A 10489-nucleotide genomic window follows, 5' to 3' on the forward strand; every position below is an offset into this window, starting at 1 on the left:
CTGGCGATCAGAATTCCTGCCAATCGCCGTCGTTGTCGATGCGTACTGCGGCGCTGCCGCGCTGCACCGGGGTTACTGCACGCAGGCGACGCGCAGGGGCGGGCGCTGCGGGAGCAAACGCAGCCTTGGTCTGCTGCGGCTGGGCGGCAACTGCCTGTACGGCGTCGGTGCGGAACACTGCAACGGCCTCGCTCAGCTGGTTGGCCTGGTCTTCCATGGAGCGCGCGGCGGCAGTAGCTTCTTCCACCAGCGCGGCGTTCTGCTGGGTGGTCTCGTCCATTTGCATCACGGTCTGGTTGACCTGGTCGATGCCGGCGCTCTGTTCCTGCGAGGCGGCCGAGATCTCAGCCATGATGTCGGTCACGCGCTGCACCGAGGTGACGATCTCGTCCATGGTGGTGCCGGCCTGCTGTACCAGTGCCGAGCCTTCGCCGACCTTGCCGACCGAGTCGTCAATCAGGCCCTTGATTTCCTTGGCGGCAGCGGCGGAGCGTTGGGCGAGGGTGCGTACTTCCGATGCGACCACGGCAAAACCGCGGCCCTGTTCGCCGGCACGCGCAGCTTCCACTGCAGCGTTCAGCGCCAGGATATTGGTCTGGAAGGCGATGCCGTCGATGACGCTGATGATGTCGCCGATCTTCTTCGATGAGGCTTCAATCGCGCTCATGGTGGTGACCACCTGACCAACGACGTTGCCGCCCTGGCTGGCGACGCCATGCGCGCCGATGGCAAGCTGGTTGGCCTGACGGGCGTGCTCGGCGTTCTGGCGCACGGTGGAGGTCAGTTCCTCCATCGAGGCAGCGGTTTCTTCCAGGTTGGCGGCCTGCTGCTCGGTACGACGCGACAGATCGCTGTTACCGGTGGCGATTTCGGTCGCGGCCAGGTTGATGCTGGAGGCGGCGTGCTGGATGCGGCCGATGATGTTGGTGAGCTGCTCGACGGTAGCGTTGGCATCGTCACGCATATCGGCAAACACGCCGTGGAAGTCGCCCTGCATCTTTGCGGTCAAGTCGCCGCGGGCGATAGCCTGCAAGAGCTGCGACAGTTCGGACAGGTTGCCGTCGGTGGTTTCCATCAGCTGGTTGAGGCTGCTGACCATGTCGCGGAAATCATGCTGGTAGGCGTTGACATCACCGCGTACCGTGAAATCGCCCTGTGCAGCAGCACCGGCCAGACGTTTGATCTCGCTGTTGATCGCGGCCAGGCTGGCCTTGACCGCATCAACGGTCTCGGTGATGACCGCCTTCTCGCCCGGCAGACGTTCGATGTCGACCGAAAGATCACCGTTGGAATAGCGCTTGATGACATCCAGTGCCGACAACAACATCTGGATATGTGAGTTCACCAATGCATTGCTTTCCTTGACCATCACCCCGTAGTCGCCGGGGAAAGCGGCCTCGTCCATGCGATAGCTGATGGTGCCGGCATCATGCTGCTGGGCCATCTGGCGCTGTGCGCCGATCACCGATTGCAGCTGCGACTGCATGCGCTGCATCGACTGCAGCAGCATGCCGACTTCATCGCGACGTGAGGTATCGATGCGGCGGTCTAGCTTGCCGGCGGCGACATCGTCGGCAACCCGGACTGCGTCGGCCAGCGGCACCGTGATGGCGCGGATGATTGCCAAACCCAGTGCGCCGGCCAGCAGCAGCGCCAGGGCAAGGCCGATCAGGATTGCAGCGACCGAGCGGTCGTGTGCCTGCTGGGACTCCGCGGTCTGCTTGCTGAGCTGATCCTGGTTGTACTGTGACAACTGCTTGAGCTGGTCGAACAGGGCACGACGCAGCTTGCGTGAATCGTCGCTGGAAATGCTGCTGGCGGTGACGAAATCATCGGCAGCGATGGCGGCAGCGATGCGCTCGTGGGCTTCGAAGTAGCCGGCCCGCAGCTCTTTCATCTTGTTGTACAGGGCCAGCTCATCGGTGCTGTAACCGGCTTCGATGTCGTCGTAGGCCTTCTCCGCAGCTTCAATCAGCTTGCGGGTGTCAGCCATGCGCTTGTCGTAGTCGGCCAGCTGCGCGGCGTCGCCTTGGTAGCCAAGCTGGGCCTGCTCGAAGGTGCGGAACTCGCCGAGCTGGGCGCGCATCTCGCCGAGCTGCTGAACCGCGGGCATCCAATTATTGTTGACCTGTTCGATCTGGGTGTCGGCCACGTTCATGCGCCACACCGCGAACAGCGCGAGCAGCAAAGTGAGCAGGCCGGTGCTGCAGAATGCAAGCACCAGCTTTCGGGTGATCGACAGGTTCTGGAACCACTTCATTGCAGACATCTCCATAGACAGACTTAGGGGGCGATCCACAGGTCCGGCGCTCCTGGGGAATGTCGTGCGTGCTGCTGGCCGCGACGGCGACCCAGGTTGGTTGACAAACCTGATTGCATTGCGATGCGGTATCGGCACGCCTGCGGTGTTCTTGAAGGCATTCCGTGGCTGTGATTCAGTCATCCGTAGCGGGAGGCCGTTCAATGGCCAGCGCGGCTTCCTGCATGACTGCGCGCACAGCAAAACGCCGCACACCCAATTGCCGGGAGTGCGGCGTCAGATGCTTGTTACGTGGCGGTCAGGCAGCTTGCTGGGTACGCAATGAACGCACCAAGCCACCAATATCGACGATCAACGCAACCCGGCCGTCGCCGAGGATGGTGGCGCCGGAGACGCCGCTGATACGGCGGTAGTTGTTTTCGATGTTCTTGACCACGACCTGTTGCTGGCCGATCAGCTCATCCACTTCCAGTGCGATCTTCTGGCCATCGCCTTCGACCACGACCACCAGCGGTTCGGCCTGCGGGTTGTGGGGATAGCCGTAGTACTGGCCCAACGACAGGATTGGCAGATACTCACCCCGGACGCGCAGCACGCGGCCTTCGCCTGCCATGCTGCGGATGTCGTCCGGCTGCGGCTGCAGTGCTTCGAGCACGTAGGCCAGCGGCAGAATCAGGGTTTCGCCGGCAACCGAGACGGTCATGCCATCGAGGATGGCCAGCGTCAGCGGTAGCCGGATCAGTACGCGGGTACCGGCGCCGGTACGGCTTTCCAGCTGTACTTCGCCACCCAGTGCCTGGATGTTGCGACGGACCACATCCATGCCCACGCCACGACCGGAGAGGTCGGTGACCGCATCTGCGGTGGAGAAGCCTGGCTGGAAGATCAGGTCCCAGACTTGGGCGTCAGTGGGGTTGTCCGGCACGCTCAAGCCGCGTTCCAGCGCCTTGGCCAGGATCTTGTCGCGGTTCAGGCCACGGCCGTCGTCGCTGACTTCAATAACAATGTGGCCGCCCTGATGCGACGCAGCCAGCGTGATCGTGCCGGTCTCGTCTTTGCCGGCTTCGCGACGCACGTCCGGCATTTCCAGGCCATGATCGATGGAGTTGCGGACCAGGTGCACCAAAGGATCGGCGATCTTTTCGATCAGACCCTTGTCCAGTTCGGTGCCTTCGCCGATGGTGCGCAGGCGCACCTGTTTGCCGAGACGGCCGGACAGGTCGCGAACCAGACGTGGGAAGCGGCGGAACACGGCATCGACGGGGAGCATGCGCACACCGATGACGGCTTCCTGCAGGTCGCGGGTGTTGCGTTCGAGCAGATCCAGGCCGGCCAGCAACTGTTCGGCGTGGGCGGGATCCAGGCCACCGGAAACCTGCTTGAGCATGGCCTGGGTGATGACCAGTTCGCCGACCAGGTTGATCAGTGCATCGACCTTGTCGACGCTGACCCGAATCGAGCTTTCGGCTTCGTGCTGCTGGCCGCTGGCGGGCGCCTTGACGGCGGCCTCGGCGATGTTGGCAACGGCAGCGACCGGCGGCTCCACTGCAAGGCTGGGTGGTGCGGCCGGACGGATATCCAGTTCGCAGTCATCGACCACCCAGGCGAAGGTGTCTTCGATGCGGCTGCGCGGCACTTTGCCGACCAGACCCAGATCCCAGGCCAGGTAGGCTTCCAGTGGATCGAGCTGGTCGAAGCTGGGCAGGCGCGCCATGCGCGGCTCGACGTGCAGGGAGCCCAGGGTTTCCAGCTCGCGGATGATGCGCAGCGGGTCGTTGCCGCTCATGAACAGCGATGGCGCCGGGGCAAAGCCAATCTGCCAGGCGTCCGGGGTTTCTTCCAGTTTCACAGTAGCAACGGCGACCGGTGCGTCACCGGCCAGCACGGCCTGTAGACGATCGGTTATCGCCTTCACCGCAGCCGGGTCGGCAGGCTGACCATGCTCGACTTCACGCAACAAGGCACGCAGCACGTCAACCGAGCCCAGCATCGCGTCGACCGCGTTGCTCTCGAGTGCGCGCTTGCCGGCACGCAGTTCATCGAGCAGGGTTTCCAGCACGTGGGTGAGTGCAGCGATGGCATCAAAGCCAAAGGTGCCGGCGCCGCCCTTGATGGAGGGGGCGGCGCGGAACACCGAGTTGATGACTTCGGGGTCGTGTTGGCCGTCTTCCAGTGCCAACAGGCCGGCCTCCATTGCATCCAGCCCTTCGCGGCTTTCTTCGAAGAAGGTGGCGTGGAAACGTTGCAGGTCCATGCTCATTGGCGCGGTATCCGATCGGTGGGGCAGGTGGGCTGATCAGCCCAGGACTTTCTGTACGGTGGCAACCAGCTGTTCTGGATTGAACGGCTTGACCAGCCAACCGGTGGCACCGGCGGCCTTGCCTTCGGATTTCTTGTCGGCGGCCGACTCCGTGGTCAGCATCAGCATCGGCGTGAACTTGTAGTCCGGCAGCTGGCGCAGCTCGCGGATCAGCGAGATGCCGTCCATGTTCGGCATATTGACGTCGGTGACCACGGCGTTGAAACGCTGGCCCTTGGCCCGGCCCAGGGCGACGGCGCCGTCCTCGGCTTCTTCAACCGAGAAGCCGGCCGAGGTGAGGGCGAAAGAGACCATCTGGCGCATTGACGCCGAGTCGTCCACCACCAAGATTCGTGCGCTCATGCAGCGTTCTCCACAGATTTCGTTGTGTCAGGGGTTGCTTCCAGACCGAGGGTCCGGAGGACACCGAGCAGGCGCGCGGCGTCGCGGAAGGTATCGGTAGCGTTGTCAAAGACGGTGCCGTTGCCTGCTTGCTGGCGGGCCAGCACAAAGGCGCACAGCACTTGCATTGCGGCGGTGTGCACGCGGCCCACCTGGCTGGCATCCACGCGCAACTCGCCCGCTTGCGGCAGGTGGGTTGCCAGTTGTTGCTTCAAGTCGCTGGTGGACTCGATGCCGAGATCCTGGGCGAGGGCCACAGTGCTCATCGTTGCTCCGAACAAACGTTACTGGGAGAGATAGCGGCGATACGCCTGTGATCTTTAGCGCCGCGATGCGCTGCAGAAAATAGTGTTAACGGGCGCACGGTTTTGTAGCTTTGCCCCCTCCCTTTCGCGCAGCGAAGGGGAGGGTTGGGGAGGGGTGAGCTCTGCTCCCTCCCTTGCGCCGAAGGCGGAGGGGAGGGCTGGGGAGGGGGGGCTTTTGATTGGGTAGAGTGTAGGGCGGCACCCAAATTGCGAAATGCCGTCAGCTAAATTGATGGCTGCCATTTTGACCCATCCAACGGCGTTCGAAGCCCTTTTAAAGGGGCGGTTCTAACCGCCCCTCCTGCCCTAAGCCCGCCGCTTGGGCTTCTCCGCCACCCAGGTGGTGTAAATGCGCTCCTTCCGGGGCGCACGCTTACCGCCCACGGTGTACTCAATCCCTACCGTCCTGCCTGGGAACCGGTCGAAGCGCTCCCGCATGGCCGGGTGATCGTTGATAGTCAGGATTGCCCGCCCCTGGAGGCCAGCCATCACCTCGGCCAGGCGGTCGTACTGCTCCAGCGGGAAGGCCCGGCCATACCCTGCGGTCTGCCAATAGGGAGGGTCAAAGAAGAAGAGCGCCCCTTCGTGGTCGTACTTCTCGACGCATTTCTCCCACGGGAGCGACTCCACCACGACCTGGTGCAACCGTAGATGGGCAGCGCTTAGGTCTTCCTCCAGGCGAAGCAGGTTGAACGTTTTTGGCGTCTTGGCGGACACCCCAAAGGTCTGGTTTGTGGCCTTCCCCCCGAACGCCATGCGCTGCAGGTAGAAGAAGCGGGCCGCCCGTTGGATATCTGTGAGGGTTTCCACGTCTTCCAGTTGGGCCCAGCGGAACATCTCGCGGCTGGTAAGCGCCCAGCGAAACTGCCTCACGAACTCGTCAAGGTGGTTGGCCACAACACGATAGAGGCGCACCAGCTCGCCTTGCATGTCATTGATCACTTCAACCTTGGCGGGGTCACGGGCAAATAGCAGTGCCGCGCCGCCAGCGAAGGCTTCGACATAGGTGGTGTGCGGGTTTTCAGAGAGCAGCGGCAGCAGGTGCTGCAGCAACCGGGTCTTCCCACCCGGCCAGGGAAACAGCGTTTTCATTCAGTTCTCAGCCTTTGCGATTCATGTGTCCGAGACTGCTTGCCCTCGCGAGGGGGCAGGGTCTCGGTCGATAGCCAGGTGGTGAGTCACCTGTGTTTGAGGCGCTGGGCCGGCAGTAGCAGCTGCCGGCCTGGCGCCCTGTTTCAGACCGGTGGCACCTCTTCAAAAGTCCAACCGGTGTTGTAGTAATTGCCACCCAAATGGCCAATCGGACCTGCAGCGCCTCTGCCGAAGACGGCCAAGCGATGCAACTCGGCCACGTTGATGGCTTCTTCCTGCCCCCAACGCACCAGCGCCGCAACCCGACGATCCCCGGCCGAGTGCATGACCAGGCCATCCCAATCCAGTCCGCCGGCCAGGCCCGCACCCCAAACCTCGGTCAGGTGTGACGGGGTCAATGCCACCTTCAAACGCCGGTAGGACCGCCTTTGAACGGTGTTCAAACCGCCGCCGAGCGTGCGCGCAGACTCGCTGGGGTCCACCCGCTCCACGTTCCACGACGGCTCTGCATTCAACTCTACCGCCTGCATGGCTACCAGCTCGCCCACGTCGAAGCCCCCGGTGGCCACCTGCAGCTGCAGGCCCACCAGCGGTGCGTTGTCTGCAGGCAGGACGAACCAAGCAGCACGGCTGCCATCGACCAACTGGACAGCCGCCTGGCTCGCCGCATTGCCGCCCAGGGCGTGTGCGTAGCCCGCGTCCCCAGCACGCTTGCCGGTCAGCGTCAGGAGTGTCCCGGCCGGGCATGTGAGGCCCAAAGCCGCCACCACCCGGATCTTCGTCGCAGTAGCCCAATCCAGGCGAAGAGAAGCGGAGCCAGCTCCGCCGCTGATGCGGGCAACGCTGGCCGGCGCACCATCGATCAGGGCCGCCAGGTTCATGCCGGCAGCGCCGGAGACGCTGGGAACAATGCCGGCCGGCTGGCCGAATCCAATAAGCATTTCAAGCTCCCCAGAAGCGGACGTTGTGCCGGCCAGAAACCGGGTTTGTGATGACGCTGGTCACGATGACGTTCCGTCCTGCAGCCAGCCCATAGCGTGGGTATGAGATACGGCCAATCTGCCCCGGCTTGAATGCCAGCTCGGGCTGGCATGCGAGCAGCCCGGTATAGAAGTGGCGAGGAACCGCATACAGCGCAATCACCCGGTCCAGCTCGGCCTGCGCGTCCTCACGCTTATCGAAGCGGGACAGGATCGGCGCAGCTGCCTCGGCGCGGTTGTAGCGAGGCGCAAGCGGCCCACCTGCGTAGACCTGCCCACGATATGCACCGGCCAACTGCTGGCGCTCTGAAGGCGGAAGCTGCTCCAAGTCGGAAATCATGTCGCCGCTGGCCAGCTGCGTTGCATTCGGCTGATAAGCCATGCGTCGGCTCAGTCCCGGTGCCAGGTCGGGCTTCACGATCAGGTCGCCGGCCAGCACGCGCCAATCCAGATTGAATGCCAGGTCCACCTCCGGAACGCTGTCCGGGTCAATGAGCCGCGCCAGGCGTAGCACGCCGTCACCATCCGGCCACCAATCCACGCAGTAGCTGGGCAGGATCTCCGCGAGCGCTTGGCGAGCTGTTGCGCCTTCGCCTGCGTAATAGCCGATGCCCGCGTAACCGGTGGCGCTGTCGATAGCCGCCGCATCATCCGCCGCCCAAGCGCTCTTGCGCACGCGCCGGAACACGTCGCGCAGAGACTGCTGCAGCGTTGCTGGCTGCATGGCCGGCCCGATGCTGGAAACGTCCGCAATCACAGGGCCAACCGGCTGAGCATCAAAAGCCAACTGCTGCCCACCCGCTACCAGGGCGTAACCGTCGCCCGCGATGATCTCGGCACCACGGTCAAGCACACGCGCAACCGACGCTACAGCAGCATCGGAAACCCACCGCACGCTCCCATCGCTATTGACTGGAATGGTAGGCACGGAGCGAACAGCGCCGATGACAACAGGCTGCGGTTGCCATGCAATCTGATCGTTGATGCTTGGCAAGAAAACCGCCTGATGCAGCGCGTTGTCCAGATCGTCATGCGGATCACGCAGCACGATGCTCTTTCTGCCGTCGCCCTCAATGTCGATGCGCTCCAACACGTAACGGCTGATCGGTGCCGCGTCGGCCAAGGTTGCGCCTTGGGTGGCCAGCCTCAATCGCACAGGGGCGTCACGCATATCACCGAGCGCTGCAGCATCAAGCAAGCCGTCTGCGTCATCGATGCGCAGCGTGCCAATGCCGGCACGGCTACCACTGTCCCAGGGCCAGAAGCTGACGCTGGCCACCGCATCCAGTCCATTGTCCGCAACACAGCCGACAAACGGCTGATTGGCCGGGGTGTCGGTGGTCGCGCTCATGTAGTGTTCCGCACCGAGCCACAGCGGTGTGATGGAAGCACCAGGCACTTCCCAGCCGCCCTGCAGCACGGCATTGCTTGCACCCTGCCATTGTCCGGCATTGACGATGCAACGCAGGCCGCCGGCCTCGGTGCTGGCCAGCGACATCGCAAAGTGGAGAGAGCCAGCAAGAGGCAGCGCACGGCTGTGTACCAGTACAGCGCCACGGTAAAACTCAATCGTCCGGCTGCCAGAGAGTGAAACCCGGACGCCGGCAATCTCGCCCTTCTTCACCAACGGCAGGCCGCTGGCCACTACACCGCCATTCACCACCACCTGCCCGGTGTGCAACCGCCAGCCTACGCCGCCGGCATTGCCAACCTCGGCGTCCACCGACGCGGTCGCAATGACCACGCCCAAGGTTGCCTGGGCGTCATCCTCTCCCCACAGCACCACTTCACACCCATGGGTGCCAACAGACTGGGCCACGTCGCTACGCGCCGCATGTTGGAGGCTGGTCGGGCCGCTGGTGGCAAGCGAAAGGCCGCCGTCCTCGACAAGCAGGCCAACGCCGATGGGAGACGCAGCGAAGCGGGCAAAAGTATTCATGGTGCAGGTACAACCGTATGGATGGCCTTCGCGCGGAGCTGTCCGCTCATATCGACAATAAGAACGATGTAGGTGCCTGGTGCCAGTCGCTGGAAGAGATAGACACCATTCGTTATTTCAACGTCATCCAGGCGCGCACCTGTAGCCTCAGACAACAGCACCGCGCGGCAGTTGAACGCAAAAGCAGTTCCGATCTTGATGGTGCCTTGAATGACGCCCTTGCCACCGCTGGCCCAGCCTGGCCACGTTTGCCGCTTGCGATATGGGATTGGGAAATGCATCCCCCACACGCCGCGAGGTGGCGGTTGTCGAAACTGTTCTGCTGGTTGAACTATTCCAGAAATCATATCCGCTACTCCCAGATCATCGCCAAGCCAATGCTGTACGCCCGCGTGGAAAGTCCCCCTTGCACGGCAATGTACCGACGGCTACGGCTTCCAACCATCGATATATCGATGAAATCGAGGTTTGGAATTAAGACGTTTGGGAACGCAGCCAGTCCAAATATTGGCGTCAACTGAGGCAGAGGCAGCCACATTGGAAGAAATGGAATCTCTCCCGAAACGCTCTGCATAACACCCAATGGGAACTGGGCAACCGCCAAGCTTGGAGAGGCATTGATAACGGCCGCGCCGTCAGTAAAGCGAATGGCTTGAGCGATGGAACTGCTGTCGCTCATAAGTATGTAAGCGCCCGCTGTGGTCGGGTAGCCGTTGGCATCACAGCTGCGACAAACTACAAAGCTGCCGCCACCAACATAGCTAGTGGTGTTGGTGCCATTCACTCGATGCATGACACCTAAGAAACCCTCAGTGTGGCAGGAGTACGAAGACATCCCGGTATTGGTGAGCGGGTATCCGTAACTCCCAATCCTGCTGCTCCTGACGCCGGTCAGGTTGCCCGCGCCATCCGAACCCTGTCCCAACGTCACCCAGACATTGAAGTACGTGGCGGAACCGTTGCCTGTCCCGTACTCGATTTTCAAGTAAATAGGCGCTTCCGCCTGCAGCGCATCATCAAATCGCCATATGTCGAAGCCGGCAGCCGTAAGTGACGCCGATCCTCTAATGACGGTACTTGGATCGACCTGACCTGTATCAGCTGTTCGCACCAAACCACAACCCGCAAGAATCGAGCGGTATTCGGTAATCATCCGCCCCAGTTCGGCGTCGTTGGTTAGCAGGCCAGCTAACGGGTGCACTATCGTGTGCG

At 62.7% G+C, this 10489-nt stretch carries 9 protein-coding genes; all 9 read right to left on the minus strand.

The features are described 5' to 3' along the window. Positions 1–7: 7 nt before the first annotated feature. The gene (locus ACVOLZ_RS00150; protein ID WP_481514599.1) at positions 8–2260 is read right to left on the minus strand and encodes a methyl-accepting chemotaxis protein; all 2253 of its coding nucleotides are present in this window, start codon (positions 2258–2260) and stop codon (positions 8–10) included. Between the two features lie 298 nt (positions 2261–2558). Beyond that, complete coding sequence (locus ACVOLZ_RS00155) at positions 2559–4520, minus strand: chemotaxis protein CheA (RefSeq protein WP_481514600.1); 1962 nt, start codon at positions 4518–4520, stop codon at positions 2559–2561. 36 nt (positions 4521–4556) lie between these two features. Continuing rightward, on the minus strand, positions 4557–4922 hold the full coding sequence (locus ACVOLZ_RS00160; RefSeq protein WP_038688521.1) for a response regulator: 366 nt from the start codon (positions 4920–4922) through the stop codon (positions 4557–4559). Then, positions 4919–5227, minus strand: coding sequence for an STAS domain-containing protein (locus tag ACVOLZ_RS00165; RefSeq protein ID WP_481514601.1), 309 nt, complete (start codon positions 5225–5227; stop codon positions 4919–4921). Before ACVOLZ_RS00165 ends, ACVOLZ_RS00160 begins: the two co-directional genes overlap by 4 nt. Before the next feature lie 345 nt (positions 5228–5572). Then, complete coding sequence (locus tag ACVOLZ_RS00170; protein WP_282265902.1) at positions 5573–6358, minus strand: DNA adenine methylase; 786 nt, start codon at positions 6356–6358, stop codon at positions 5573–5575. 143 nt (positions 6359–6501) lie between these two features. Continuing rightward, positions 6502–7299, minus strand: coding sequence for a hypothetical protein (locus ACVOLZ_RS00175; protein WP_481514602.1), 798 nt, complete (start codon positions 7297–7299; stop codon positions 6502–6504). 1 nt (position 7300) lies between these two features. Next, positions 7301–9277 (minus strand): hypothetical protein, encoded by a 1977-nt coding sequence (locus tag ACVOLZ_RS00180; RefSeq protein ID WP_481514603.1) that lies wholly within the window; start codon positions 9275–9277, stop codon positions 7301–7303. After that, on the minus strand, positions 9274–9624 hold the full coding sequence (locus tag ACVOLZ_RS00185) for a hypothetical protein (RefSeq protein ID WP_481514604.1): 351 nt from the start codon (positions 9622–9624) through the stop codon (positions 9274–9276). The genes ACVOLZ_RS00180 and ACVOLZ_RS00185 overlap by 4 nt, the downstream gene beginning before the upstream one ends. A 5-nt stretch (positions 9625–9629) precedes the next feature. Next, complete coding sequence (locus ACVOLZ_RS00190) at positions 9630–10430, minus strand: hypothetical protein (RefSeq protein ID WP_481514605.1); 801 nt, start codon at positions 10428–10430, stop codon at positions 9630–9632. Positions 10431–10489: the final 59 nt, after the last annotated feature.

This window comes from Stenotrophomonas sp. STEN020, assembly GCF_056760195.1.

Bases quoted from the DNA above. Each gene is read 5' to 3' on its own strand.
- ACVOLZ_RS00170 (WP_282265902.1), bottom strand. From the start codon at position 6,358: ATGAAAACGCTGTTTCCCTGGCCGGGTGGGAAGACCCGGTTGCTGCAG.
- ACVOLZ_RS00180 (WP_481514603.1), bottom strand. From the start codon at position 9,277: ATGAATACTTTTGCCCGCTTCGCTGCGTCTCCCATCGGCGTTGGCCTG.
- ACVOLZ_RS00175 (WP_481514602.1), bottom strand. From the start codon at position 7,299: ATGCTTATTGGATTCGGCCAGCCGGCCGGCATTGTTCCCAGCGTCTCC.
- ACVOLZ_RS00190 (WP_481514605.1), bottom strand. From the start codon at position 10,430: ATGATTACCGAATACCGCTCGATTCTTGCGGGTTGTGGTTTGGTGCGA.
- ACVOLZ_RS00165 (WP_481514601.1), bottom strand. From the start codon at position 5,227: ATGAGCACTGTGGCCCTCGCCCAGGATCTCGGCATCGAGTCCACCAGC.
- ACVOLZ_RS00155 (WP_481514600.1), bottom strand. From the start codon at position 4,520: ATGAGCATGGACCTGCAACGTTTCCACGCCACCTTCTTCGAAGAAAGC.
- ACVOLZ_RS00160 (WP_038688521.1), bottom strand. From the start codon at position 4,922: ATGAGCGCACGAATCTTGGTGGTGGACGACTCGGCGTCAATGCGCCAG.
- ACVOLZ_RS00150 (WP_481514599.1), bottom strand. From the start codon at position 2,260: ATGAAGTGGTTCCAGAACCTGTCGATCACCCGAAAGCTGGTGCTTGCA.
- ACVOLZ_RS00185 (WP_481514604.1), bottom strand. From the start codon at position 9,624: ATGATTTCTGGAATAGTTCAACCAGCAGAACAGTTTCGACAACCGCCA.